Annotated in this window: 25 protein-coding genes and 2 pseudogenes; 4 read left to right on the plus strand and 23 right to left on the minus strand. The window is 46.2% G+C overall.

The annotated features are described in order from the left end of the window. Positions 1–10: 10 nt before the first annotated feature. Both C0K55_RS23645 and C0K55_RS23650 read left to right on the plus strand, forming a co-directional pair. Positions 11–1,180 (plus strand): nucleotide sugar dehydrogenase, encoded by a 1,170-nt coding sequence (locus tag C0K55_RS23645; RefSeq protein WP_061091029.1) that lies wholly within the window; start codon positions 11–13, stop codon positions 1,178–1,180. Positions 1,181–1,308: 128 nt separating this feature from the next. Further along, positions 1,309–2,649, plus strand: coding sequence for a glycosyltransferase family 2 protein (locus C0K55_RS23650; RefSeq protein ID WP_061091028.1), 1,341 nt, complete (start codon positions 1,309–1,311; stop codon positions 2,647–2,649). Positions 2,650–2,758: 109 nt separating this feature from the next. Here C0K55_RS23650 and C0K55_RS23655 read toward each other — a convergent pair whose 3' ends face one another. The 8 genes from C0K55_RS23655 to C0K55_RS23690 all read right to left on the minus strand — a co-directional run bounded on the left by C0K55_RS23655 (position 2,759) and on the right by C0K55_RS23690 (position 12,344). After that, positions 2,759–4,009, minus strand: a complete 1,251-nt coding sequence (locus C0K55_RS23655; RefSeq protein ID WP_105266927.1) for a capsule biosynthesis protein — start codon at positions 4,007–4,009, stop codon at positions 2,759–2,761. A gap of 34 nt (positions 4,010–4,043) precedes the next feature. Further along, positions 4,044–6,071: a capsular polysaccharide biosynthesis protein gene (locus tag C0K55_RS23660; protein ID WP_001517069.1), complete on the minus strand. Its 2,028-nt coding sequence runs from the start codon at positions 6,069–6,071 to the stop codon at positions 4,044–4,046. Further along, complete coding sequence (kdsB, locus tag C0K55_RS23665; protein ID WP_105266926.1) at positions 6,068–6,808, minus strand: 3-deoxy-manno-octulosonate cytidylyltransferase; 741 nt, start codon at positions 6,806–6,808, stop codon at positions 6,068–6,070. The genes C0K55_RS23660 and kdsB overlap by 4 nt, the downstream gene beginning before the upstream one ends. Before the next feature lie 9 nt (positions 6,809–6,817). Next, entirely contained in the window at positions 6,818–8,494 is a 1,677-nt protein-coding gene (locus C0K55_RS23670) for a polysaccharide biosynthesis/export family protein (RefSeq protein ID WP_001325876.1), read from the minus strand. A gap of 23 nt (positions 8,495–8,517) precedes the next feature. Further along, the gene (locus C0K55_RS23675; protein ID WP_000905744.1) at positions 8,518–9,666 is read right to left on the minus strand and encodes a capsule polysaccharide transporter; all 1,149 of its coding nucleotides are present in this window, start codon (positions 9,664–9,666) and stop codon (positions 8,518–8,520) included. Positions 9,667–9,728: 62 nt separating this feature from the next. Continuing rightward, on the minus strand, positions 9,729–10,712 hold the full coding sequence (locus C0K55_RS23680) for a KpsF/GutQ family sugar-phosphate isomerase (protein ID WP_001325875.1): 984 nt from the start codon (positions 10,710–10,712) through the stop codon (positions 9,729–9,731). A gap of 826 nt (positions 10,713–11,538) precedes the next feature. Continuing rightward, positions 11,539–11,874 (minus strand): lysozyme inhibitor LprI family protein, encoded by a 336-nt coding sequence (locus C0K55_RS23685; RefSeq protein WP_000789899.1) that lies wholly within the window; start codon positions 11,872–11,874, stop codon positions 11,539–11,541. Beyond that, positions 11,871–12,344, minus strand: coding sequence for a hypothetical protein (locus C0K55_RS23690; protein ID WP_000143249.1), 474 nt, complete (start codon positions 12,342–12,344; stop codon positions 11,871–11,873). Before C0K55_RS23690 ends, C0K55_RS23685 begins: the two co-directional genes overlap by 4 nt. Before the next feature lie 591 nt (positions 12,345–12,935). Between C0K55_RS23690 and tssB the strand changes: the two genes are divergently transcribed. Then, positions 12,936–13,433, plus strand: a complete 498-nt coding sequence (gene tssB, locus C0K55_RS23695; RefSeq protein ID WP_061090730.1) for a type VI secretion system contractile sheath small subunit — start codon at positions 12,936–12,938, stop codon at positions 13,431–13,433. A gap of 551 nt (positions 13,434–13,984) precedes the next feature. Here the strand turns inward: tssB and C0K55_RS23700 are convergent. The 14 genes and pseudogenes from C0K55_RS23700 to C0K55_RS23765 form a co-directional block, all read right to left on the minus strand. Further along, complete coding sequence (locus C0K55_RS23700) at positions 13,985–14,311, minus strand: type II toxin-antitoxin system RelE/ParE family toxin (RefSeq protein ID WP_021537629.1); 327 nt, start codon at positions 14,309–14,311, stop codon at positions 13,985–13,987. Beyond that, positions 14,308–14,571 (minus strand): type II toxin-antitoxin system ParD family antitoxin, encoded by a 264-nt coding sequence (locus tag C0K55_RS23705; RefSeq protein WP_001143297.1) that lies wholly within the window; start codon positions 14,569–14,571, stop codon positions 14,308–14,310. Before C0K55_RS23705 ends, C0K55_RS23700 begins: the two co-directional genes overlap by 4 nt. Before the next feature lie 71 nt (positions 14,572–14,642). Continuing rightward, complete coding sequence (locus C0K55_RS23710; protein WP_105266943.1) at positions 14,643–15,509, minus strand: DUF4942 domain-containing protein; 867 nt, start codon at positions 15,507–15,509, stop codon at positions 14,643–14,645. A gap of 84 nt (positions 15,510–15,593) precedes the next feature. After that, positions 15,594–15,791 carry a DUF957 domain-containing protein gene (locus tag C0K55_RS23715; protein WP_040084016.1) on the minus strand — a complete coding sequence of 66 codons (198 nt, stop codon included), beginning with the start codon at positions 15,789–15,791 and terminating at the stop codon, positions 15,594–15,596. A 16-nt stretch (positions 15,792–15,807) separates the two neighbouring features. Continuing rightward, complete coding sequence (locus tag C0K55_RS23720) at positions 15,808–16,296, minus strand: DUF5983 family protein (protein WP_105266939.1); 489 nt, start codon at positions 16,294–16,296, stop codon at positions 15,808–15,810. Next, complete coding sequence (locus tag C0K55_RS23725) at positions 16,293–16,670, minus strand: TA system toxin CbtA family protein (protein ID WP_097478533.1); 378 nt, start codon at positions 16,668–16,670, stop codon at positions 16,293–16,295. The genes C0K55_RS23720 and C0K55_RS23725 overlap by 4 nt, the downstream gene beginning before the upstream one ends. Positions 16,671–16,759: 89 nt before the next feature. After that, the gene (locus tag C0K55_RS23730; RefSeq protein WP_105266940.1) at positions 16,760–17,128 is read right to left on the minus strand and encodes a type IV toxin-antitoxin system YeeU family antitoxin; all 369 of its coding nucleotides are present in this window, start codon (positions 17,126–17,128) and stop codon (positions 16,760–16,762) included. A gap of 162 nt (positions 17,129–17,290) precedes the next feature. Further along, positions 17,291–17,512 (minus strand): DUF987 domain-containing protein, encoded by a 222-nt coding sequence (locus tag C0K55_RS23735; protein ID WP_000692345.1) that lies wholly within the window; start codon positions 17,510–17,512, stop codon positions 17,291–17,293. Between the two features lie 68 nt (positions 17,513–17,580). Then, entirely contained in the window at positions 17,581–18,057 is a 477-nt protein-coding gene (gene radC / locus C0K55_RS23740) for a RadC family protein (RefSeq protein WP_122991535.1), read from the minus strand. Between the two features lie 15 nt (positions 18,058–18,072). Continuing rightward, positions 18,073–18,558: an antirestriction protein gene (locus C0K55_RS23745; RefSeq protein WP_075370647.1), complete on the minus strand. Its 486-nt coding sequence runs from the start codon at positions 18,556–18,558 to the stop codon at positions 18,073–18,075. Positions 18,559–18,649: 91 nt separating this feature from the next. After that, positions 18,650–19,468, minus strand: coding sequence for a DUF932 domain-containing protein (locus tag C0K55_RS23750; protein WP_105283444.1), 819 nt, complete (start codon positions 19,466–19,468; stop codon positions 18,650–18,652). 90 nt (positions 19,469–19,558) lie between these two features. Further along, positions 19,559–19,792 (minus strand): annotated as a pseudogene (locus tag C0K55_RS26040) (DUF905 family protein). A 5-nt stretch (positions 19,793–19,797) separates the two neighbouring features. Next, positions 19,798–20,474: pseudogene (locus C0K55_RS26785) on the minus strand (hypothetical protein). Positions 20,475–20,594: 120 nt separating this feature from the next. Continuing rightward, positions 20,595–21,479, minus strand: a complete 885-nt coding sequence (locus C0K55_RS23765; RefSeq protein ID WP_000010389.1) for a GTPase family protein — start codon at positions 21,477–21,479, stop codon at positions 20,595–20,597. Between the two features lie 113 nt (positions 21,480–21,592). On the opposite strand from C0K55_RS23765, the gene C0K55_RS23770 reads away from it, so the two are divergent. Then, entirely contained in the window at positions 21,593–22,576 is a 984-nt protein-coding gene (locus C0K55_RS23770; protein WP_105266942.1) for a hypothetical protein, read from the plus strand. A 33-nt stretch (positions 22,577–22,609) separates the two neighbouring features. Here C0K55_RS23770 and C0K55_RS23775 read toward each other — a convergent pair whose 3' ends face one another. Beyond that, on the minus strand, positions 22,610–23,413 hold the full coding sequence (locus C0K55_RS23775; protein WP_001271556.1) for a hypothetical protein: 804 nt from the start codon (positions 23,411–23,413) through the stop codon (positions 22,610–22,612). Between the last annotated feature and the right edge of the window lie 1,898 nt (positions 23,414–25,311).

The raw sequence follows: 25,311 nt of genomic DNA on the forward strand, positions 1-25,311 counted from the left end.
GTTAGATTATATGAAAATTACCATTTCTGGAGCCGGCTATGTCGGTTTATCCAATGCTATCCTACTTTCACAGAATCATGATGTTACTTTAATTGATATCAACAAACAAAAAATAAACTTCATTAATGATAAAATGTCACCAATTATTGATGAGGACATACAATATTATCTGGTTAATAAAAAGCTAAAATTATATGCAACTCAGGATAAGCATTCTGCATATAAAGATACAGAATATGTAATAGTAGCTACTCCTACTGATTATGATCCAGTTTCGAATTATTTTAATACAAGCTCAGTAGAGGAAGTTATCCGTGATGTTATAGAAGTAAATTCTCAAGCAACTATCATAATCAAATCTACAGTCCCCGTGGGTTTTACTGAACGACTAAAACGCGCTCTAAACACGAATAATATTATCTTTTCCCCAGAATTTTTACGTGAAGGTAAAGCTCTTTATGACAACCTATATCCATCTCGTATAGTTGTCGGAGAGCGTAGCGAACGAGCAAGAAAGTTCGCTGAGCTTCTCTGTGAAGGTGCTATAAAAAAAGATATTCCAATATTGTTAACGGATAGCACTGAAGCTGAAGCCATTAAACTTTTTGCAAATACTTACCTTGCAATGCGGATTGCTTATTTCAATGAATTGGATACTTATGCCTCCGTTCATGGTTTAGATACAAAGCAAATTATAGAGGGTGTTGGTTTAGATCCTAGAATTGGTCAACATTATAATAATCCTTCTTTTGGTTATGGAGGTTATTGCTTACCTAAGGATACCAAGCAATTACTCGCAAATTATCGTGATGTTCCGCAGAACTTAATCCAGGCTATTGTCGATGCCAATACTACCCGAAAAGACTTTGTTGCGGAGGATATATTAAGTCGTAAACCAAAAGTTGTAGGAATCTATCGCCTCATAATGAAAGCAGGTAGTGATAACTTTAGAGCAAGTAGTATTCAAGGTGTAATGAAACGACTCAAAGCCAAAGGAATTGAGATAGTTGTATATGAACCTGTACTAAAAGAGCCTTATTTCTTTGGTTCTTATGTTGAGCGTGATATTAATTCTTTTAAAGAACGTGTTGATGTTATAGTAGCCAATCGCCGCACGTCAGAATTAGAAGATGTAAGTGAAAAAGTTTATACGCGAGATTTATTTGGTGTCGACTCTTAATTATGTTCAATAATTTAAAATTTTTATGGCTATTAAAGAAAAGTCGATATGTACATGCTTTAGCTGCAATACAAGATGACTGCCGATTTTGGCAGTCAAAACGTATATTGGCAATGTACAGGCTTAATATGTATTGGTCATTACATAATCTTACTGATACACCGCCAGATTGGCGGTGTAAATTAGCAATTAAAATAGCTAAAATTGCCTGTGGTGACATAAGCTTAACTCCGAAATTACTCCTGGAGTTTAAAGACGAGTTCACAGACACACATCAAAAAGTTGAGTTAGCAAAAACTTTAGCATCATACTCTCCTACGTTTTCATTATCATTATTAGATAATGTCGATAATTGTCCCTTAGACTTGTATACAGCTCTTCAATTAAGAATCGGGTTAACTCAAAAAGCTATATCAACACTCGCTCAGATTGATGCCAGTGATATTGTATATTCCCCTGATATATTACTCTTGCAAAATAATGCTTTCAGAGAAACGGCAGAAATCTCTTTAAATAGGCTTAACAAATACTATAAGTACTTTGGTTTATCTCCGGTCGCACTGGCAGATAACTCATCTCCTTTGTCACCTTGTAATATTATTACATCGGTTCCTTATCCTGTCCAAACGGGCCCTCTGATTTCTATTTTAATGACAACATACAATACCGGTAGGCGGGTGGAAAATGCAGTAATATCATTGCTTAATCAAACATATCGTTCATTTGAGCTAATTATTGTGGATGATGCCAGCACCGATGATACGCTATTCCGTCTTCAGAGATTAGCACTCAAAGATACTCGAATAAAAATTATTAGTCTGCCACAAAATGTTGGAACATATGCCGCAAAACGAATAGGTTTAATACAAGCAAAGGGAGAGTTTGTGACATGCCATGACTCAGATGACTGGTCCCATCCTGAAAAATTATTTAGGCAGATATCACCTTTATTGTTAAACCCTAAACTAATTTGTTCGATCTCTGATTGGGTAAGGTTGCAAGATAATGGGATTTTCTATGCGCGTGCGGTCTATCCACTAAAAAGACTGAATCCTTCTTCTCTGCTGTTTAGAAGAGCGGATGTATTGCAAAAAGCGGGCGTTTGGGACTGTGTTAAAACGGGTGCTGATAGTGAATTCATTGCTCGACTTAAGCTAATTTTTGGTGCTTCCTCTATACATCGTATTAAATTGCCTTTGACACTAGGAAGCCATCGTACCGACTCGTTAATGAATTCACCTACAACAGGATATACATCTCAGGGAATTTCACCGGATCGCCAAAAATATTGGGATTCATGGTCGCGATGGCACATTCAGGCGTTAAGAAATAAAGAAAGTCTTTACATCGGAAATTCTGATTTTACTAATAAAAATCGACCATTTTCTGCGCCAGACTCAATATTAGTTGATACAAACGCCATCAAAGCTGCATTACAAAGTGCTCATGTTAACTTTACCAGTATATAACTGGTTAATAAATGTATAATATATGCTATTTATTATAATGATTTTTTGTGTTTTCTAATTATAGTATATTAATCTTTATTTAATGGATGGGTGTTTATGAATGGTTATGTTAATGCCATTCATTGTGATGTTTTTTTTGATAGCATAATACAATCCTTTTTTTCTTTTTTATCTTGTTAAAAATCATCTCCCCATAATAAACCGCATTAACCTGTGTCTTCACCAATAAATACCCCCGAAACTTCTTAAACAGTTTCATATCCGGTTTAAAATCGGCCTGCCAGAACTGGTGCAAATGCCCTTGATACGTCAATCCTTTGATGTCGTACAGGGCATTGCCCATCACTTTGAGCGGTTTGTTATGAATTAGCGCAGAGATCCCCGCCGTACTGTTAATCGTCACCACCGCTTTTGCGTGGCGTAATAATTCCGGCATCGGGAGATCGTGCACGTATATGACGCGCTCACCTAAGCCATATTCCTTACTCAACCGCTTAATTAATGGTCGATAGAGTCTGTGGCCACGATCCATCGGATGATGTTTGATCACCAAATAACTTTCTTTCGGCGCTTTACGCGAAAATGAGTACATGACTTCATTAATATAGTCACGCACATCGTTATAATTGCTGTGGTTACGAATCTGGCTATCGTTATATACCTGCAAAACAGCAAGATAATAACGTTGATCCAACTCGTTCATTAACCTCGGTAATACCTTACGCTGTGTTACCTTGTAAAGTTGCTTGCGCCAGTATGCACGAACCCAGCAACGAGCCTCATACCAGGGGGAAAACGATTTGTGGTGGCGGTAGCGAGGAAACTCATGACGGTAATGCCAGCCCATCAGGTAATACCACATCGCATGACCAATACGTTTCATTGTTGAAGGTGTTAAGTTCTCAACATGCGGCGCAGGCATATCTGGTAACTTACGATAAAAATCCGGATCGCGCGGTAGCGATGAATATGCGTTCACTCCGCCTTCTTCAACGGTAATAAATTGCGGGCGTAAATATCCTTCTTCAAATGCCAGGAAGCGGATACCTTTCGACTTTGCCCAGCGTTTTGCTTCTTTATGCAATGGGCGGCAGTCGCCAAAGCAGAGGATAGTGTCAAAGTCATATTGCCGGTGGAGATCCCGTAACCATCCGGGAAACTCTTTCGGTGTCTGGTAGTAAGCCAGGTATTGTCGATGACGGCAGTAAAAAAGATCCCCGCCGTTGAATACTACATTCACAGCGTTACGACCTAATGACTCTAGCCACTCGGCAACATCACTGAAAAAGGGTCCCATTGGCCCCTGCAATAGCAGATATTTTTTACCGGATAATAAAACGGTTAGTGCATTACCTTGCATAAATAATTTGTGTAATAGTCAACCATGAAATTGTTTAGCCAAATCTGACCTTGCAGAACATAATTAATTTTCGGTAATAGCGTATTACTCGCCCCGCTTTTTTTCGGGTAATAAACATCGGCTTGCGCGGCGTCTGGATCAAATATTCTGCCGCTTCTTCAACCGCAATAGGTTGTAGCCGTGTTGGGTGGATATAGGTTGGATAAACAATCAGCGCCTGATATAGCAGATCCGCTAACGTTAATTTTCGTTCGCGACGCGGGCAGCGATGTTCATCGACGGTTAAACCCCAACCGGCATAGAAGGGCAGGCCGTAACAATGTACGTGCTTACCATGTAATAACGCTTCAAATCCCGACAGCGACGTCATGGTGTGCACTTCATCTGCGCGCTGAATGCATTGAATAATATCTGCGTCCAGTGCCTGATAATCAGCTAGTTCAGCAGCCAGTTCTGCCGGAATATCGCCCTTGCGATTCCCCACCAGTACATCCGGGTGCGGTTTATAAATAATGTAGGCGTGCGGATTACGCTCGCGTACTGTGCGTAATAGCTCAAGGTTGCTCTTAATCGAGACAGTGCCTGTTTTAATAGAGGCATCGTCCTCTACTTGACCCGGCACCAGGATAACTTTTTTACCTTTAGCTTCGTCTGGTAGAGAGAAATCGGCTCCCAGGTTGTACTTGCTCAGTTTGCTTTCAACCAGTCGCTGGCGTAATTTTTCTGCTCGCATCTGCTGCGCCAGCGTTAGCTGGCTATGATTCAGCAGCACTTCCAGGTCGCTGGGGCGCGTGGTGTCATAGTAGATCCCGCGTTTATCCAGCACCAGCGATAGCGGTGGCAGCAGGTCAGAGCCAAGTCCGGATGAACGCAGAAAACCATCTTCCATTCGCCATAACGGCAGTGATTTTCGCTGCGCTTCGGCTCGCCATTGCTGCTCTCCCTTTACACCCCATACCACGCAAGCGGTCGCCGCAGGGCTGCGACGTGAAAAACTCAGCCGGTTTGTCGCGGTACGCAAGAAAGGTTTCAGGATCGCTGACTTCCACAGCGTTAAGCCTGGCGCCCATAAATAGCCATTACGCTGTTGCAGATGTCGGCGTTGTAATTGCAGCCATTGCAGCACGGTAAACAGATCGCTTACTGCTCCTGTTTGCGGATCGATATAGCGACAGTAACGCAGGTATGCAGCGGCAAAAAGTTCTTCCAGTGTGGCTGAACCGCGTCGGGCAGATAACAACGCCGACTGCGGATGACGATCGTCCGTTAAGCCCCAGCCTGCATACCAGGGCTGGCCGAAGCATGTCACCGGTTTTCCTGCCAGCAAGGCTTCAAAGCCGTACTGGGAGGTCACAACGTAAACTCGGGAAACGTGTCGCAACAGCGACTGCGGGCTGACATTCTCGGCAATTAAACGTACTCGTTGCGTGGCGCGCAGATCGGCGAAATAACCTGTTTTCTTTCCTTCCAGTACATCTGGGTGCACCTTCACCCAAATTGTCGCTTGAGGATTTTCTGCAATCGCGGCCTCCAGCATGGCGGCAAACTCATTCTGACCCGCATTACCATACGTCACTGACATATCATTAAATGTCTGATCGACAACCAAAACGATGTCTGAATGTTCTGACTCATCAGCCACAAACGCAGGCGCCAGATTATATTTCGACAAATCATCGGTCACGATGGTGTGCATCGCTTCTCTGGCCTGATCAGCCAATGCCGCATTTCCGGCTTTATCCTGTACCAGTTTCTCCAGCGCCGAAGGCTTGCTGGCATCGTAGTAAATGCCGCAATCATCTACCACCAAAGAAAGCGGCGGTGCGCCATTGACGCCAAGATCCAGCGAACGCACAAATCCATCTTCCAGACGGATGACCGGTTTTCCCGCTGCTTTGGCGATGGCGACTGGTTTCGCCGCGCTGGGGCGATGTCCCCACACGGCGATAGCATCAACTTCTTGTGGAACAGGGCGCAGCAGAGAAAGTTTCTGGCACGGTTGCGCCAGAAATTTCTCCAGATGTGGAATACGCCAGATGCCAGACGAGAAAATGCCAATCATGCGTTTTCAGCCAGTTCCTGTGCCATCAGGGCGCGCACTTTTTCCAGGCATGCTGGGGTGTCGACGCCCGGACCTGTTGCGGCAACTTCAAACGTGCGAATGTTGATCCCCGCGTTCATCAACCGTAGCTGCTCCAGTGATTCCGCCTGCTCCAGCATGGACTCCGGCAACTGGCTGTAGTTTTGCAGCACATCGCGACGATAAGCGTAAATACCGACGTGTTTCAGGTAACGCGCTTTTTCAGCATTACGCGGATACGGGATCGGTGAGCGGCTGAAATAAAGCGCATCCTGGCGGGTATTCACAACCACTTTTACTGTGCTTGGCTCTGTCGCTTCTTCGGCAGAAATCGCGTGGCATAGTGTTGCCACCGGCAACGCGGGATCGTCACGCATTCCTTGTAACAGTGTTTCTACATCCCGCGGACGAATCATTGGTTCATCGCCCTGCAAGTTAATGTAGATATCTGCTTCCACCGTATGCATTACCTCGACCAGCCGATCGGTGCCGGATTCATGATCGTTGCGCGTCATGATGGCTTTCCCGCCGAACGCCTGCACGGCCTGTTCAACGCGCAGGTCGTCTGTTGCCACCCAAACTTCTGCAACGCCCGCCACCTGTAACGCACGCTCGTAAACATGCTGGATCATCGGTTTGCCGACAATATCGAGTAGCGGCTTACCCGGCAGGCGCGATGAACCATAACGAGCCGGAATGACAATAACTGCTTTGCTCATTTCAACTCCTTACAAAGACAGAATCACTTTTGCACCCACCGCCAACTGGTAAAGGATGGTGGAAATACCGCGAGTAACTTCAATGTTTTTCGATTCATATTTCGGCAGAACCATAATCTCATCGCCCGGCTTGAGTGAATCCACATCTTCCGCGTTGACGGCAGCGCCGTTCTGACGAATGACGATAATTCTGGCGTTACCCGATTTCTGCGTCAGGCCACCACATTTCTCGATGTAATCCTCGGTGGTCATCCCCTTCTGCCAGCTCACCGCGTTCGGGAACAGCACCTCGCCATGAACCATAACCAGCGACGTTTTCTCTGGAATATTGATGACGTCGCCATCTTCAAGCAGAACAGAATCAATATTGGACTCGTTGAGGATCACTTCGCCTTTCGGGACCACAGTACGTGCTTTTGCCACAAAGCGGCTGATCAGTTGCGCTTCCTGCATACGCAGGCTGGCTTCTTCTTTGGTGGAGGACTGGGCAGAAAGTGACGCTTCCTCCAGTTTTTGCAGCGAGAGATTCAGCATCTCTTTCTGACGCTGAGCTACTGATGGGCGATAAAGCTGAACCGCGTTCATCTGCGACATGCTGTTCGGACGGATTTTTTCCAGAACCGCACGCATTGTGGAACCATAAGGCAGCACCATGGCATGTTCGCCGGAATGCGCGCCTTCAACTCGTACCTGAATGGTGCCGGCATAGCGGTCAGTGCTCACGATTAAGGTATCGCCGTTCTGCAACATACGGCCTGGCGCAGAACTGATCGGATAGTATTCGCTACGTTTTTGTAGCCCCTGTTTACGCATAATCGTAATGTGAGTTGCGCCAGGCTTAGGGCGTGCCCAGCTCAACGCTTCTGTTACAGGAATGCTGCTTTCGCGGAACTCAAAGTCGTAGCTGTTAAAGACATCGCCCTGAACGCTGAACGTATGTTGACGAGGCCCAACGATGATGGTGTCACCATCGGCGAACTGCGAAAGCCCCAGTTTTCCGTTTAGCAGGAAGTCATACAGGTTGACGTTGGAGCGCACGCGGTTGCCGCGCTTGACCACAATATCAACGTAGCTCCCGCGTTCCGGATCTACGCCGCCAGCCTTGATCAGATAATTCAGTAAAGAGTCGGACGTCACGCCGCCGTACAGACCAGGATTACGTACAAAGCCGGTAACGTACACTTTTACTGGCTGCGCCTGTAATAAGGAGGCGTAGACGTTGACGTTGGACTGGTACACTTCCTTTACTTTTGATGTAACCAGGGCGTTCAACTGGCTATTGCTAACCCCAGCAACTTTCACCGGACCAACGTTCGGCAGGAAAATATTGCCTTTGGGATCAATCTGTAACGCACCATCAAAGGTGAACGCACCCCATAAACGGACCTGAACGCTATCGCCCGGATTAAGGATATAGTCAGGATTGAATCCTACCGTTGCACCGCTATCCGCGCTGGTGCCGTTGAAAAGTTGAGCACCAAACATACGACTCATCACCACCGGCTGTGCTGGCGGTGGGGTGTTGTCGAAGCCGCTCATGTTTTGTGTATCCGACTGCTGCCCACTCAGAATACCGGGCAGTGGTGCTGCCCCCGTAAGGTTTGAGTCAGCGTTAATATCAATGGCCGCGCTGGCCTGCGCCGCGTGACAGGCGGCAATCAGTAAAATTGATTTAAATAATTTCATCACAAACTCATTCAGCGACAGCGTTAATCTCGGTGATCTTCAATAACAGCCAGCAACAGTTTCAGGGTGCCGAACAGCAGGCAGCACACCAGTAACCAACAGGCGATCAAATAAGGGATGTTTGGAAAAGACGATTCCTGCGGCAACTGTGGCGAACTGATCACAGACAGCACCTTGAGCTTACGAGCCGCTTCTACACGGGTCTTTTCAATGGAGGTCAGGGTCAGTTTGTACAGCTCGGTGTTGAACTCTACTTTTGATTTGATTTCTTCAAAATCCACCGCCATACGGTTTAGCTTGTCACCCTGTGGCGCTGTGATTTTGCTTTTTTCTTCATCGATTTGTGCCTGCAATGACTGAATCGCGTTACGCGCGCTCACCACTTGGGGGGCGTCTTCACGCAGATATGTCAGCAAGTTACGCAGATCTGCTTCCATCTGGATCTTCTGAGCCATCAGCGTATTTACTAACGTGCTCGCCGCCTGAGCCTGGGCTTGTGGATCCAGGACGTTATTGCTGTCCTGATAAGAGAGCAGTTCCGCTTTGCTGGCATCCAGACGCTGGCGCGCTTTTTCCATCTCGCTTTCTGCAAAGGCAAGTTGATCACGCGCAATGCGATGCGACATCTCATTGATAAAGCGTTCTGACTCTTTCAACACGGTCTGGTTAAATTTAAGCGCAAACTCCGGGCTAAAGCCCTGTGTCTGAATATTCAGCAATCCGGTTTTATCGTCATACGAAACGTTGATACGGTCCTTGTAGTACTTCAGGAAGCCTTCTGCGGTTTCATCCTTGCTAAGATGATTAAGAAAATCGAGCCCGCTGTGGCTAAATGCTTCACGAAAATTCAGTTGCTTATCCAGCGCCGCCAGCATATCCGGCGAGTTGATATACTCTTTCAGATACAACGCATCTTCCGCGGAACTGGGGTTAGAGGCACCCAGAAGCAGACCAAAATTCAGGCTGCCGCTATTTAAATCATCCGAGCGTTTAATGGCGACTTTCGACTCGCTCATATAACGAGGCTGGCTGAAGATAGCCAGATAGATCAGTAGCACAGCCATCGGTGCCAGAATGATGATTTTCGCCAAGTGTTTTTGGATATCTGTCAGTGAGATGGCAGACAGACGAGCACGCATCCAGGATACGGCAGACTTCAATTTTATCAACATGTAACGATTATCAGAGTTTCAGTGGAGGCGAGGGAGCTGGCCTCTCGCCTCCCGTTGCTTCATTAGTCGAAAATTCGTACAAGACCAGTGACTTTGTTCGCCTTGTTGGTCACCAATAACGTTGAGACTCGATGCTTTTGCATCTTTTCTTCCGCTTCGATGATCATGGTTTCTTCCGGTAGAGTCAGTGGTTCACGCGTCATCATCTGCGCAGCCGTGGCGGATGTCAGAGAATCCTCTTTTTCCATAAAGCGACGCAGGTCACCGTCGGTGATAATACCCGCCAGCTCGCCTTCTGCGTCTTCTACCATCACCATACCCTGGCAACCGCTGGTGATACGTTGAATCACGGTTTTAAACGACGCATCCAGGTGCACCGCAGGAACATCATGCTGCATAACATCAGCAACACGGGTCAGCAGGCGACGACCTAATGAACCGCCCGGGTGATAACGCGCGAAGTCATTCGGCATAAATTTACGCTGGTGGATCATGGCAATAGCCAGCGCGTCTCCGATCGCCATGGTCAGCGTGGTGGACGTTGTTGGTGCAAGGTTATTCGGGCAGGTTTCATTCTCCATGTGAAGTTCCAGCACGGCATCAGCATTTTTCGCCAGCGTGGAATTTCCATTATTGGTAATGGCGATAATTCGGTTGCCGAAATTCTTCAGTGAAGGGACTAGCTTCAGAATTTCATCCGTTTCACCGCTGGCGGAAATAAGGATCAGGAGATCATAAGGCGTAATCATACCGAGATCGCCATGGAAAGCCTCTGCCGGATGAATAAAGAAACTCGGCGTACCAGTAGAGGCCAGTGTCGCTGACATTTTACGACCAACATGCCCTGATTTACCCATTCCCGAAAGAATAACGTGTCCTTTACAGTTCATTATCAAATTAAGGACTCGTTGGTACTGTACGGGATCCAGTTGCTTAGACAAGTTTTGTAATGCTGCGCCTTGTTCTGCCAGAGTCTGGCGAACAGAGGTAATTAAATATGGATCGATAGTACTGCTCTGGTCATCAGGTAAATGTCTTTCAGACATATCAGCTCCTTTGCACGGAAATAGTGCCACAGTCACAACAAACCCGAACCCATAATAAATTATTAATATTAAATCAATGGGTTATAACAAATTATTTAATAAATATAAAAATATGGTTAGTCCATGCTCTTATCCAGGACTTATCACCCTCTTATTAAGTCGCAATGTCTCATGGAAGTGCGAAGATACTGCAATATTACAGGCGAGAAGGGGGAACCAAATTTTGCCCACCTATTTAACACAGCCCTACATTATGAACAAGGAGTTTAGGATTTTTATCAATGATTAAAATGTTTCGCGCTTAACTATTGAATCAAAAAAACAATTCAGAGGTTGATTGTTTCATTGTAAAAAAAGAGACGCATGACACTGTTATTTATAAATAAAACACCTCGGTAATGGTGGTGATATTCCGCATTCAACTATTTAAGCTATGTATAGTTAACCAGTTGACAATTTCCATATAAAGCAGAAGGGAATGATAAAGTTTTATTAGTGACTATTAAATATCAAGATTGTTTTCCGGTTGATTATTTCTGCAGGTGGCAGTGGAATTAAAACAGACCAGATTGCATTTATTGGTACATATATTTTCAAGGAAACTATTACCAAATAAAAAATAATTATTGGGATTATCACGTGATGAATCGGTTGCACATATGCCAGAGAGCACTTCCGTCCGGCCATCCTTCATTTTTGTAGCGTACATTTTGCTCAGTGAAAGGGCTGATGGAGAGACAAACATCAGGCCCTTTTACGCCATACTCGCGGGTAAGGAGGTGCCTCGCAGGAAGGCACCTCCGGCAACCAACAGCCCACTTCAGATTCAGAGTGGTTTATTAATCGCGTCATAAAGATGGTTTAAAGTTTTTAATCGCTGTTTGTATGCTTTTCTCAGGCAGGTTGTATCGCTACCACACCGGCGTCGTTCAGCCAGCCACAGTACCTGTGAGTCATGCAGTTCCCCGGCGGCTCCCATCGCGTAAAGTCCATGAAGGAATTGATATTTAACACTCAACTCCACGTCCAAATCATTCAGGCTATGTGATGAACAAATTGCTTTTTCATCCGCACTGTGGGACTGCCGACAATCAAAACTGGCCGCCGTGGCAGAGAACGCCGGGAGAGTGATGATGAGAAATGCGGTAAGAATATTTTTCACTGGCTTAGCCTCCCGGGACGAATAACGGGTCCCGGAGCCATGGTCAGGGTTTTGTTGTTCAACAATCTGAACCCTATAGCCTCTCCGGTTTTCACTGACAGTTCACATGCGTAGTGAAAAGTCGTCCAGTTAATCCCCCGACGGTACTGACCATTGCCCGTCAGGAGCGCAGGTGAGACCAGGCGCTGCATATTATGTTTTCCCTGATCGAGAATAACCTTATCTACGTCGGTGTACTGCTTCTGTAGTTCTTTCAGTGCCAGCGGTCGGCAAATAAATTCGGCTACGCGTTGAGCTTCAGTCCAGTTTGTATAGGCAAAATTACGGTCATTCTTCCCTTTTACCTCACGATGAATGACGTTATTCAGATGTTCTACCTGGGCAGGATTCAACGAGACATTCGTTGCAAATGCAAATCCGGTATACATACAGGATATAGCGGTAATAACAACCAAACGCTTAAAAGTCATAAATACTCCGTTATGCATAAGATCCTACATTTACTGTGCTATTACAATGTATGAATATAAGTTCAAGGAATAGTCAATATGCTGCGCTGCGTCAATATTTTATGGTTAATCAGGCTATTCGGGTGTAGGCCTGAATATTCTGTAATGCAAATTTGCGCTTACCTAAAATAAAATCTCTTCCGCCAATGGTGAGGCCTGTAGAAACTGGGATGGTCTGAGTGTTGGATAAGGATGGCGGTGAATACTTATGAATCAGTAAGGCAAAGTCAGCGGGGCTATCAGAATAACTTTGCCAGTAGGATGAAGCCAGGTAAGTCAACGTTTCGCACGATGTACCGCCTGTCTGTTAACAGGTTGTGTGGGTAAGGAAAAAATAAAAGCACATAATAAAAATACAATTAGGAATATTTATAAAGACGTTTTTAATTGCTTGATATCGCTGTGCTTATTTTTATTGTCTGGCAACATTCCCATTGTTTTTTATTCTCAATATATTGATCTGTATTGTTTTTTTATTTCGCCATTGCCTTAGTATCCGGTTAAATAAGTATTATGATTAATTTGACTTTAACTGAATTACGTGAGGGGATTATGAGTGACAGTTTCCAGCGGGAGATACCAAAGGCTCGTATTAATCTGAAATTAGAACTGCATACAGGGGGGGCGAGTAAAAAAACAGAATTACCCCTGAAGTTACTGGTTGCGGGCGATTTTAGTAATGGTCAGGAATCCGCGCCATTATCTGAGCGTAAAAAAGTTAATCTTAACAAAAATAATTTTGATGCAGTCCTTTCAGACTATTCCCCAAAAGTAAATCTTATCGTTAATAACACACTTGCTGATGACGGTAGCGAAGACAGCATCAGGTTGACATTTCAGAGCATAAAGGATTTCTCCCCGGAACAGGTATCCCGACAAATACCTCAGCTAAAAGCCATGCTTTCCATGCGTAATTTACTTCGTGATTTAAAAGCGAACCTTCTGAATAACCAGATGTTCCGTAAAGAACTGGAAAACATTTTGCTGGACCCGGCATTAAGTGCAGAACTCAAAGCAGAACTTTCAGCTTTGGCACCTAAACAGCCGTAACGGTCACGACGATTTAATGGATTAATAAGGAAAATGTTGACGTCTGTAAAAAATGAGAATGCCGCTGGTGGCGAGCCGATTGCCGCACAATCAGGGGGAACGTCAGGGAGTGATAATTAACAGAATATCACTGTGAGCGCCTGCATGTATTGGTGTGTATAAAGCAACAAACATCGTCGAAAATGGCGAGAAATACAGCACGCAAATAACATGTTGCAACGGCCAGAAATTTACCGTAGCCAGAAAAAGAAAAAGCCCCGCTTTTCAGCGAGGCCTTATGAATAGTGGTGCCCGGACTCGGAATGAAACTTGTTGTATAACCAATTGTTTTGTATCGATTGTTTTGTCTTTGTTGTTTTCGAGGCCACCAATGAGGCCCCCATGTGCAATTCGAATTCTTTTGACGCTATAATCCCTCTTTTTTGTGCTTTGTTGTAATCATTTTGTCTGGTTCGATATGCTGAATCGCGGAATCGAAGTAACAACAAAATACAGAGATTTATAAAATACCTGGCTACCTGTGTTAGGGAGCGTTAACGCACAGATTTTGTTTATGGCTGCCAGAAATGATCTGATGGTTTGTCGTCTGGCTCTGCAAGTACCCTGTTGATATCCCGGGAACCATGAACGATACGTTCGATACGAACTTCAGTATCCAGTACCCTGAACAGCAGAAGGTAACGACCATACGAACAACCTCTGATCCCTGCCCCTAACTCGGGTCTTGCTCTGTAGAGTACTGGCGATTCGGCTATCAACAGACATTGTTGGTAAAGCTCTTCGGTAAAACTGATTGCACGGACAGGATTATCCTGAGCGATCCAGTCACCTATAGCTTCAAGATCGTGTTCTGCTAATGGTGAAACAGTCAGTTTCATATTGGCTGTTCACCTTCTGCCATCTTTTTGTATTTGTGCGTCAGTCGCCCGAATACCTCTTCAGCACTTTTACTTTCACCGCTGTTGATGCCTGCGGTCACGGCGCTCTGGAGTGATTCAAGCTTTATCTGCTGTTCCCGTTCTTCCAGAGCACGAAGTCCGGCACGAATGACTTCACTTGTATTGTTATACCGACCACTTTCTATTTGTTCGCGGATAAACGTTTCAAAGTAAGGACTGAGGGATACACTGGTAGGCATGGTGATTTTCTCGCCGATTGATTACTATCAATTAATAATAGTTAATATTCGCGAATTGTAAAATACCTCTTTTATGCCTTGCGGCTTTTGTTCACTGTGCTTGCCAGGGCTTCCGGGTAGTGTCTGGCAATAATATCATTAAGCCTGTCAACCAGCTCTGGTTTCCTGAACGTGATGTGCGCGGAGCCCTTCTTAAAGTATCTGATGCTGAACATCTCATCTTCATAGTCCTCTTTACCCTGAACAGACTGGATATGATCATCCAGATGAATGGTGATGTTTTCCCGGTTGTCGGGGATCGGTTTGCCGCTGAACAGGTGCAGCATTCTTTCCAGATCGGCAAGTCGATCGGCCTGTTGCCCGGTGATAAGATGAAACCCCCACCGGTCCCACCTCACCAGATTGTTGACGATAATTTTACTGCCAAATTTGCAGGGTGAATTGGTTTTGTAATTCCAGCTCAGTCCCCTGAAAACGTTGATCACCCCTCGCTCAAACACTTCATCTTTGTTCTGGTGCAGTTGTTCAAACGTGCTCAGGATATTCGCTTCGCTGATTTCCGGAAAATTATCGTACTCCAGTGACCGGTACCATGTATCACGGGCTTGTGCATCCATTAATGACAGCATCCCTGAACGTTGCATCAGGTCACGCCAGATTTCGCGGTCAAGGTTGCGGGTGATGGCTTTCATTGCGGTTTCCGGTTTCTCCATCAGCCAGCAGCCGCAGCGAAAATCCTGTTTCATGGCCCAGTCCGGGGCGGTTTTACCGCCAATACTTTCTGTCATTGCTGATATTTCAGCCAGTTGCCGGATAAGTGTGTCGATTTGCAGCAGTGTACTCTTTCGTACAGCCAGAATGTGGTGGATACTGGTTGAGCAAATAACGTCCGTATGCCCGGTGACCACTTCCGGACGGGAGATTGTGATGTCTGACATTATCGGTTTCCCTTTTGGTTTATAAACGAAAACGCCAGCCCTGTTCAGGCTGACGTCAGTGGAATGAAGTCTGGTGAGTAAGACTCACCGGTTCTGTTGCAGAAACTGCAACTGGCGCAGGGTATGGATATCTTCCCTGGCCTGTTCAATGCAGGGCAGCAGTGCTGCCGAATCCGTTTTATCCTCATCGTTGTCAAAGATAATTTCCGATTCGCAGTCGATATTGTCCTGCAGCCACGCAATCAGAATATCCAGCGCCGTTTCTGTGGTTAATGATTTCATATTGTGAATTTCCGGATTACCAGTCGAAAGTGGGTAAACCCGGCAGACATCCGGCACTGGCATCCAGATGAATGAGACTGACGCCATAACGCCGGAAGAGTGTGACAACCAGACGGCGGAATGTTCTGGACAGCCCCAGGCGTTTAAGCCGCAGAACCGGGTACGACCACGCACCGGTACGTAACAGATATCCGCTACCTGTAAAATGAATCCATTCTGATTCGCCGGTGTCATTCGTCTGATGTGACAGCGAGTACAGCCAGGCGTTGTCTGTTTCCGTGATATGTGCGGTACTGCAGCGTATGCCGGCAAGGGTTGCAAATGGCGGAGGTGTGCAGGTTGACTGTTGGTCGGATTCCTCCACCACACGGAGTGAATAACCGTTTTCAGCGACGTTATTAATCAGTTCAGTGAGATTAACACCATCGACGTCAACGACAATGCGCCCCATGTTCAGTGCCTGCACGTTAACGCTGTCGGCTTCCAGCGTCAGGGCCAGTTTCATCGTTTCGCCTCCTGATACTTACCCAGGGTAATGTTATTTACCGTTCTGTAATTGTCGCGGGTCATCAGGCCAGTCGCCCGGCGAGCCCGGAGGATATCGATGCTGTTTATTAACTGAGAGTGGGTACAGGTGCTGAATCCCGGCTGGTCGGTACGTACCAGCGCGTATTTTTCAACGAGAAAGTTCACCGCATCGCACAGTGAAATGCCTGCCTCAATATGCTGCTCAATCACACGTTCATCAGCGAACGGTGTGTCATTCAGCGTGAGGCCGTAGTGCTGGTCCAGCAGTCGGGAGAGCAGAGTCTGCCAGACGGTGACGGGAGACGGGCAGCGCGATGCCTTCCGTACGTGTGTATCGGGTAATGTTTTCATACTGAAGGTTTTCCTGATATGCAGAGATGAGAAATGGGAAAGTGGCGTGGTGAAAACACCAGGCCGGAACAGAAGGTTATTCTGGAGGGTTACTTTTTCGTTTCGGATGTTGGATAAACAGCCAGATAAACGTAACCACAACTGCCGAGGGTGTCTGCTTCGCAGGTCAGCCCTCTGGCATACAGCGTGACGGTATGCTGATGTCGGGGATTCAGTTCACCGCTGGTGAGCATGAGTTCCAGTTGTTTCATCAGCAGCGGAAAGGCCTGGTCCAGATGGTATGCATCTGCGTCGCTGAAGCGGCCTCTGATACCGGCGCGGTCGGCAAGGTAATGCAGGCGGTTACCCTCCTGCACCAGACGGGCGTCAAAACAGGGCCTCACTGTGCAGGGAAGCCCCCACCAGGGGCGGTCGTGATTGTCGTCGGGATGAGTTATCCCGGAGAGTTTGTCTGACACGATAAAATCCTCTCTGAAAAGTGGTTAAGAATGGTTTAACGATGACAGGTCAGCCGGCGCGCTGACCGGTTTCGGTGAAGATGTATGCATTGACGAGAATGGCCTCATCCACAGCGGCGTCTGAGTCCATCTGGTCGTACTCGTTTTCCGGGTGACGGAACATCAGTTCAGGGTGACGCTCATCAGCCGGACATACGGGCCAAAACTGTCCTTACGGCGTTCAGCAAACACGGCCAGCACACCGGGAATATCCTGCACTTCACGACCGGTATACGCCTCAGCACTGCCGTGCCAGCGGTATTTTCCGGTACAGAACGGAAAAAGACGGGATGCCGGGTGCTGACGGTGAATACGCATGGCTTCACCACGGGTGATGATTTTCATAGTGTGATACCTCTGAAGACAGAAGATAAAAGTGAAAACAGGTGTGATGTGGTTGTGACGGTGACGGGTTAAAGCAGACCGTGTTCCGCAAAGGAGAAAACATGGCTGCCACCGACTATCAGATGGTCCGGCACCCGGATGTCAACCAGGGCCAGCGCCTGTACAAGACGTTCAGTGATAAGCCGGTCAGCCTTACTGGGTGTGACTTCACCGGACGGGTGATTGTGTGCCAGCACCACGGCAGCGGCATTGTGGTACAGGGCGCGTTTAATCACTTCCCGGGGATGGACTTCCGTGCGGTTGATAGTGCCGGTGAAGAGGGTTTCACCGGCAATCAACTGATTCTGGTTGTTCAGGTACAGCACCCGGAATTCTTCACGCTCCAGTCCTGCCATGTTCAGAATCAGCCATTCCCGTGCCGCACGGGTGGAGGTGAAGGCCACGCCGGGTTCATGAAGATGGCGGTCCAGGGTTTTCAGGGCCCGCAGAATGAGGCTGCGCTCGCCGGGCGTCATCTCTCCGGGCAGAAAGGAAAGCTGCTGCATTGTCCCTGCCTCCATTCAGTCGATGATGCGCATAATGGCGCTGCATTCCGGATGCTGCAGGGCGTAATCCCGCAGCCGGTAATAATGGACTGTCATGGCATAACACTCCGTACGACAGGCGTGATGACTGTACGTCATCAGACAGGCAGCAATGCCGGCGGCTTCCGGGCTCATTTCAGCGCGGTTGCCGTTCATGGCATTGAACAGTACCCATATTTCGTCATCATCGTCATCCGGTTCGGGTGCCATAAATGCCCCGCCGTTGTTCAGAGTGTACAGATTCCAGATACCACCGCAGTAGTCTTCGCACAGACGGTCCATCCAGCCGAAAACACGGGGCTCCAGGGTCACCCACTGTGGAATGAGGCCAAAATGCTGCGGCCAGAAGCTGATGCGCTGTTCATCAGGGACTATGGTGGCAACCAGCTGAGGCTGGTCATTCCCTGATGCAGCGGTTACGGAAACAGAAGGAGTGGTGGAATTATGCGAGACGGTTGTCATGAGATTATTCCTTATAAAAAGTAAATGAATGGAAGAAACCCCGGGGGAAGGGACAGACGTGAGTCAGAACTGCGCTTTCAGGGAAAAGGCATCAGCACATGCTCTCCAGCAGCGTTTCAGCCATTACCCACAATGCGCGATTGAGCTTAATGTCGGTGTCGATGCTGTGAATGGCACGGGTATGGATACGTTTCCCTCTGGCACTGCGACCGGAAATTCCGCCTTTCAGCATATTCTCCTGAATGGTCTGATAAGCACTCCACAGGTACTTACCGTAATCCTCCCGGCGTCGTGGTGTCAGAATGTCGGCGTTGGTGACGGGCTGATGTTCGTCACCATAACGGTAAGTCAGTGCCGCCTGTGCCAGCGCTTGGCGTGCCGGTGGCGGCAGAATCAGCGACTGCATGGCATCACGCTTTTCCTCAATCCGCTCAAACACGCCCACCACCTCGTAAGCCCCTTCAATAACTTTCTCCACCACATTTCCCCGGTGTGGAACACGCAATTCTCCCAGAGACTGACCGCAGACCAGGCCATTGGTACAAATGGCACGGAAATATCCGGGTAACATCTGGTAGCTGGATGAACCGTCATGGGAGTTCAGCAGGATGATTTCAGGGACATGTTGTCCGGTTATCTCCCCGCCACGGCGCAGACGCAGCATGTGTTTTGTGTATCCCCGGCGGCCCGGGTCACGAACGCGGGTCTGGCAGGCAAAGAAGGGCTGAAAACCTTCCCGCTGCAGGCTTTCCAGCACGGTGATGGTGGGGATCCAGGTATAGTTCTCGCTTCTGGATGTGTGTTTCTCTTCCCCGAATACGCTGGGGACGACCTGCATCAGTTCTTCGCGGGTTAAGGGGCGGTCACGGCGTATCTGGTTCGCATAACCAAAACGACTTGCTAATCGCATGATTTGTTCCTTATGAATGAGTTAGCGATATAAATGAAAAAGCCGCGCCTCCCGGAGAAGACGCGGCCTGATGGATGAAATGAATGACGTTTATTGTCTGAGAAGCCCTTCACTGGCGAGCCACACATTAAGCTGTTTTCCGGCATCGGATTCAAAATTCCAGTACCGCCAGCGCAACTGACCTTCATCATTACGGATAACCAGCCGGAAATGCGTTCCCTAGTCATCTTCAATAAGCACATTGCGGTAAGCTGTTGTGACGGCAACCGCCTGTTCGCGTGAGAAAGGGCCTTCGGGCAATAAAACAGGGTGACAGTCTGACATACCGGCTATTTTCCGATAAATTCAACGCTGGCACCGGTGGCATTACCGTCAGCCCCAACCGTGACGGTCACTTTGTCGTACGCACGGTCTTCAGGATTGAACACTTCAAACTCAACCTTATTGCCTTTTACTTCGTAAGAGCCAAAATCAGCGGTTTCTGTTGTTTCCTCGTCATATTCCCGGGCGTATGCCTGTCGGGCAGCCTGCAGTACGGAGTCTTTATTAATAGTGGTCGTCTGTTTCGGGGAAAAACCGGCAAGTGATGTGACAAATTTCGGACAGACCTTCAGCATATCACCGCGGGTGAATTCCATTCGTACACCAAATGCCTGTAAAACGGACACATCACGCTCTGCTATGGAGTGAACGGCTTTTTTGACCATTTCCGGCGCCTGTCCGACTTCCACCTCAACAGCCCTGAATCCCGTCTGCTGATTACACATTTGTGATGTGGGGATCAGGTTACCGTTAATACTGATACGGCTGCCCAGGAGCGTCTGTACGCCATTCGGGCATTCCTGCATCAGGCCGGTAATACCAATCGTGCCATTTTTAGCATTACCAGTGCCTGACCATCTTCCGTCATGGTCTGACACCAGCCGTTTTTGACAGCCCAGTTGCCGGCGGAGGCGGAGAGTGATGCCACAGTGAACAGCAGGGGAAAAAGCATTCTGGTATTCATGGGTTACCTCAGAAATTAAAGAGTGCGTTATTGATAATGACAGACGGCATACGGCAGCGGTTGCCGTAATCCGTTGTCGTGTAAAGATGATGAGTTTCCTCAGGTCAACCCCCGAGGCGTTCAGAACAGGTGATCCCACAGTGTGACCAGCAGGTGGATAATGCGGGCCCGGGCTTTACGCAGAAGCTGTAACATCCAGGCCGGAAAACTGAACCGGGCAACGGCGTCGTCAAAACTTTTCCCGATGGCGTCACCAAAAGTCTGTTGTGCGTGTTTCTGGGCCTGTTCAGAGCGGTTTTCCCCCCGGATATGTGAATAAACCGCGCTGGTTGCCTGTGGTGGCAGTGCGTGGATCATCAGTGACACCAGTGCCGGAAGATTCCAGCCGACAGGCGCTGCAACGGAGAGTACCGGAAATGATGACGGGAACAGGGTGGCCACCCGGGCTGTTACTGTCGCCAGTGAGAGTTCCTGCTGACGGGACGGGCATTTTTCTGTGTCGTTCCATTCTTCAGCAGGAAACACGCGATCGGCATGGCTGAGAACAAACAGAAAACGCGAGGGATCTGCGCCTTCATTCAGTAAAAACTGATGCATGGTAATGTCGGCGGCATATGCGCGTTCATCAGCCCGCAGGATCCAGATAATCAGATCCAGTTCCGGTAGCAGCTGACGATAAAGTGTCCGGTATTCCTGATCATGCTGCGGTGTTTCACCGATGCCGGGCAGATCGACCAGCGTCATTCTGCGCTCACCGAACTGAAGGGTAAGGTGATGAGCCTGACGGGTGCAGCCGTTCAGGGGATGCGTGGCACAGATACGGGACTGAAAAATGGCATTACACAGACTGCTTTTGCCGGTGCCGGATTTACCCATAATACCAATCACGGGCTCGTAATGAATAACACAGTGGAGATGTTCAAGGATTTTCTGGCGTATTTCTTCAGGAAGAAACGTCAGATATGATTTCACTTGTGCAGAGAGGGAAGAATGGCTGAATGACATACCGGTGTCCTGTTGATTTCACTGAACCGGATCACACTAATCCGGTTTATCATTCAGGTAATATGGGCGTATAATTATTTCCATTTTTAATGGAATATATTCGGAGGTAATAAATGACAGGATTATCTGAGCAGGCAAAAGAACTTCATATGATGATGGGGCGGAGAAAACCGCCGAAGATACAGGCTGTTCTTAACACCCGATACTGGAAAAATACAGAAAAAACGATAAAAAGAACTGTAGGTATGGATATTCATACACTTAGTTTGTGGTGTGGAGAACAATGTGAAAAGATGTTTATTTCAAAAGTGGCAGAAGTCTATATGCTTCACCATACGGCAGCAATATTGAGGCGTAAAGGAGTTTATGTGGATGTTTTTAAGATTCCCTCAAAAATAATGAACCCGCCTGAAGCGAGAGCCAATTGTACTGGTTGCCCTTCTTCTCAGAATGTCTCTCCTTTTTTTGCTGATTCTGAGCCCAACACCATAAAATTTTCTGAAAGTATAAGAATAAATCATTCATATACTCTAGTTCCAACCTATATAAGGAAAAAAGTCTCATCTCTGATGGGGGATTCAGAACTTCGTTATGTGTATTCATTTCCCGGTAGTTTATATTCTTATCTTCTTGAGAAACATCCATTGTCAGAAGTTAAAAAACTGATGGAGGATTTGCCTTCAACGGAAGATGAAAACTTCAGGAGGAGTGAAACAGGCAGCGAGTATCTGAAGGGGATTCTCGGTGTAAAAACAAGAGTATCTGAACTTTTTATAAGGCAGTTTTCTTTGCCGTTTAGATTTCTCCACACTAAAGAATATGTAAGAGACGTTATATTTAAGCCTGTAGAAAATGATATGTCGTTAAGTGAAGAACTGGCCCATGTGTTATTTTTTACATTATTGCATTCAGGTATAAAGTATCCGTTCACTTTTAGCCGTTTTTTCTCCGAAATGGAAAGTAAGTCCGATAATAATAAGAAAAGGGGAATTATACGTGAATATGTGAACGACGTAACGAAAGAATATGCGTTATGTATACCAGACATGGTTAATCTGAGGGGGGGGGGAATAGTCAGTATCATCCCGTGCATATGATGTATGGCCGGGATGAAATGGTGAACGTGGTGGTTATTGTATCGCCCGGTATGCCCTGGTAATGAGCTCCTTTATGATTTCTGACTTACTTTTGTTTTCTTTCTGCGCGATAAAAAGAAGTTGCTGATACTGAAAATCCTTAAGACGAATATTTACCTGTTTATCCGCTCCTGAACTGACTGACATCTGTTGGTTATTCCGGGAGTGAATTCGCGCACGCGCCCGGCTCTTTCTTTTATAAAACGCTGCATTCATCTTTCTGAGTAACATGTTCTTTATGTCAATATCGTCGGCAGGGTTGTTTTCAATAAGACAGGTATCGAAAAAAGCATTAATGAGAAGCTTTCGTTCAGAATTATTCTGAGGCTGAATGTGTTGCAGGCCGCTCAGGGAAAATAATCGTTTTTTCTTAATGTAATTCCATGACCATTCTGTGTCATCAGTTCCCTCCTTAAAGTGTCGTGGAACGTGGATATTATCAAAGGTGAATGCCCATTCATTTTCCATACGATAACAGAACTGAGCTATCTGATTTATATTAAAACGGGAGCGCATGAAGGATATCCAGTCACGTAATACCTTTTTCCTTTTTTCATGGGTGTCAGGGTATGAGGGAAAATGGTATTCACGATAGGGTATTGATTCGGGCGCAGAACCGCGCTGAAAAATCCCCATCTTCTTATAACTGGCTTTACTGATATAAAGCCATACCCAGAACACGACTCTTTTATTATTCAACCACCCGGCGCCACCCCGTTTTGCTGTGGTTGTTGTACCAGGGAAAATGACAAGAAATATTTCTGGTTTTATTAAATCGGAAATGCCATCTGCGCTCATGTTTGTACCTACATTAAATTATTAAATACTGACATTTTCATGATATGTCAGTCAATTAGTTTTGTGATATGCCCATGTCGTCTCAGAAGAACAATGACGAGTCTGTATTATTGGAGACTAAATACATGCTCTAAGGTTGTAACATATAAGGCCATGGAAATGGTCTTGATGGTGTATTGTTGTTACATATACTTAACATGGTGGATTATGTTCTGCCCTGCCTGTATGTCCGGAGGACGTTGCTGTTCTGTGTGTGTCAGCGAGTGGTAAGATTAGCAGGAAGGCGGTATTGAGCAGGATAAAAGTATGCGATGTCTGAGCAAAGAAAAGCGTGTACGATGGGCGTCATTATCAGGATGTCGGGTAACCACGGAAGGTTATTCAAAAAGGAAATGATGGATTACAGATGTGCAATATCGGCGCGGTTTTTTGGCGCGATTTTGTTGATTTTTATATGTCAGTACCATCTGTGACGTTGTCACATGGTGATAATTTTCAGGTGTATGCCCTTTATAACTGACAATATTTTAATGACGTATGAGAATAAACGGTAATATGCAGGCGCCAGTTCGTTACTGGAAGATATGTTTACGATGGTCATCTCTTATCGTTATTGACGGAAATCTGCCTGATGTTCATCTCTTTTATCCGACGGTCAGATTTACAGGGAGGAGATTCGCCTGAAAGATATCAGGTAATGCAGCTACCATGATAAGAACAGGTATCACTTCCTTTCGGGAAAAATAAATGTCCCGGTCTTCTGCATGAGAATGTTTGTCAGACAGAAATGCCGTCTGAATCAGTTTTTTATCGCTGCCTGTTCGTTCGGTAAAGAACAGGATTATCCCTTGTCCGACTCACCTGAATGAATATGTCAGAATGATGTTATACCGCCGTTGTGTTGTAGAAATTTTTCAGGTGAAAAACATCCCGACAGGGAAAATAATTCCAGAGTAAATATGCTCTGTTTTTAGAACAGAAAACTCCATGCTGGCTGTAAAAGTGAGAAATCAACACCCAGTATGTATGGAAGTCTGAAGATGTTGAGAATGTCGGTATGATACTATATACACATGTTTTTATTAAGTGTTATATACATATCTTTTTAAATAGATAATTCTACACATATTTTACTAAGTATTTTTACTAAGCATTTCAGTAAGTGTTATACACGTATTTTTTATTAAGTTTTTTACCAGACATACACGTATTTTCATAAACAACCCTACAAGTGTTTTCATTAAGTATTGCTATACACATTGCTTTGTCTGATACACATCCAGTTTAGTAAATTTGTTAGTTCTGTTTTTACGATAGCTAAAATCAGTTAACGTCACTACAAAACTCCCTGTCCTGTTTAAGCAGTCAATATGCTATTCGATTTTACTGATGTTACATTTAATCTTTTATGAGTTGTCGTGTTTTGGCCGTTAACCGGAGAAAAGTATCTTTACGTAAAAACGCAAATCCGACTGAATAACCTGGCGTGATTTACGGAGTGCTTACGACGATTTAGTTAAATGGTTTTATGGATGATTTTGTAGCGATGAGATTGATGAGATGATTAACTGGCCCTGGTGTTTTTTTTTCTCAGGGCAAGGCTCTTTTCAGAAAAAGCGTGATGATTGGTTCTGGTGTTTTGATTCAGATGAGGTTTACGTTATCGATGGTTAATCGTTTTTATGGTGCGTAGTGAAACGTAACATTTTCAGGATGAGAAAATCGATTCTGATGTTAGTGGTTTTTGTTCTTGTGGCGGGGTTATCTGTAAACAGGTTTTAAGAGCGCTATTCGGCTCTGTGATCGAGTTGTGTGGTTAAGCCGTAGGTTTGGTGTTGCTGTTGATTTACAGCGCCAGAAAGCGTTCTGATTGCGTTTCTGACGTTTTGTTTGCACGT

This window comes from Escherichia sp. MOD1-EC6098, from assembly GCF_002965865.1.
GTDB classification, from domain to species: domain Bacteria; phylum Pseudomonadota; class Gammaproteobacteria; order Enterobacterales; family Enterobacteriaceae; genus Escherichia; species Escherichia marmotae.

What these genes read in the sequence shown, in the direction of transcription:
- C0K55_RS23770 (WP_105266942.1), top strand. Translation starts at nt 21,593, where the DNA reads ATGACAGGATTATCTGAGCAGGCAAAAGAACTTCATATGATGATGGGG.
- C0K55_RS23710 (WP_105266943.1), bottom strand. Translation starts at nt 15,509, where the DNA reads ATGTCAGACATCACAATCTCCCGTCCGGAAGTGGTCACCGGGCATACG.
- C0K55_RS23705 (WP_001143297.1), bottom strand. Translation starts at nt 14,571, where the DNA reads ATGCCTACCAGTGTATCCCTCAGTCCTTACTTTGAAACGTTTATCCGC.
- kdsB (WP_105266926.1), bottom strand. Translation starts at nt 6,808, where the DNA reads ATGAGCAAAGCAGTTATTGTCATTCCGGCTCGTTATGGTTCATCGCGC.
- C0K55_RS23720 (WP_105266939.1), bottom strand. Translation starts at nt 16,296, where the DNA reads ATGAAACTGGCCCTGACGCTGGAAGCCGACAGCGTTAACGTGCAGGCA.
- C0K55_RS23715 (WP_040084016.1), bottom strand. Translation starts at nt 15,791, where the DNA reads ATGAAATCATTAACCACAGAAACGGCGCTGGATATTCTGATTGCGTGG.
- C0K55_RS23735 (WP_000692345.1), bottom strand. Translation starts at nt 17,512, where the DNA reads ATGAAAATCATCACCCGTGGTGAAGCCATGCGTATTCACCGTCAGCAC.
- C0K55_RS23675 (WP_000905744.1), bottom strand. Translation starts at nt 9,666, where the DNA reads ATGTTGATAAAATTGAAGTCTGCCGTATCCTGGATGCGTGCTCGTCTG.
- tssB (WP_061090730.1), top strand. Translation starts at nt 12,936, where the DNA reads ATGAGTGACAGTTTCCAGCGGGAGATACCAAAGGCTCGTATTAATCTG.
- C0K55_RS23680 (WP_001325875.1), bottom strand. Translation starts at nt 10,712, where the DNA reads ATGTCTGAAAGACATTTACCTGATGACCAGAGCAGTACTATCGATCCA.
- C0K55_RS23670 (WP_001325876.1), bottom strand. Translation starts at nt 8,494, where the DNA reads ATGAAATTATTTAAATCAATTTTACTGATTGCCGCCTGTCACGCGGCG.
- C0K55_RS23700 (WP_021537629.1), bottom strand. Translation starts at nt 14,311, where the DNA reads ATGAAACTGACTGTTTCACCATTAGCAGAACACGATCTTGAAGCTATA.
- C0K55_RS23765 (WP_000010389.1), bottom strand. Translation starts at nt 21,479, where the DNA reads ATGTCATTCAGCCATTCTTCCCTCTCTGCACAAGTGAAATCATATCTG.
- radC (WP_122991535.1), bottom strand. Translation starts at nt 18,057, where the DNA reads ATGCAGCAGCTTTCCTTTCTGCCCGGAGAGATGACGCCCGGCGAGCGC.
- C0K55_RS23745 (WP_075370647.1), bottom strand. Translation starts at nt 18,558, where the DNA reads ATGACAACCGTCTCGCATAATTCCACCACTCCTTCTGTTTCCGTAACC.
- C0K55_RS23775 (WP_001271556.1), bottom strand. Translation starts at nt 23,413, where the DNA reads ATGAGCGCAGATGGCATTTCCGATTTAATAAAACCAGAAATATTTCTT.
- C0K55_RS23645 (WP_061091029.1), top strand. Translation starts at nt 11, where the DNA reads ATGAAAATTACCATTTCTGGAGCCGGCTATGTCGGTTTATCCAATGCT.
- C0K55_RS23650 (WP_061091028.1), top strand. Translation starts at nt 1,309, where the DNA reads ATGTATTGGTCATTACATAATCTTACTGATACACCGCCAGATTGGCGG.
- C0K55_RS23725 (WP_097478533.1), bottom strand. Translation starts at nt 16,670, where the DNA reads ATGAAAACATTACCCGATACACACGTACGGAAGGCATCGCGCTGCCCG.
- C0K55_RS23690 (WP_000143249.1), bottom strand. Translation starts at nt 12,344, where the DNA reads ATGACTTTTAAGCGTTTGGTTGTTATTACCGCTATATCCTGTATGTAT.
- C0K55_RS23660 (WP_001517069.1), bottom strand. Translation starts at nt 6,071, where the DNA reads ATGATTGGCATTTTCTCGTCTGGCATCTGGCGTATTCCACATCTGGAG.
- C0K55_RS23750 (WP_105283444.1), bottom strand. Translation starts at nt 19,468, where the DNA reads ATGCGATTAGCAAGTCGTTTTGGTTATGCGAACCAGATACGCCGTGAC.
- C0K55_RS23655 (WP_105266927.1), bottom strand. Translation starts at nt 4,009, where the DNA reads ATGCAAGGTAATGCACTAACCGTTTTATTATCCGGTAAAAAATATCTG.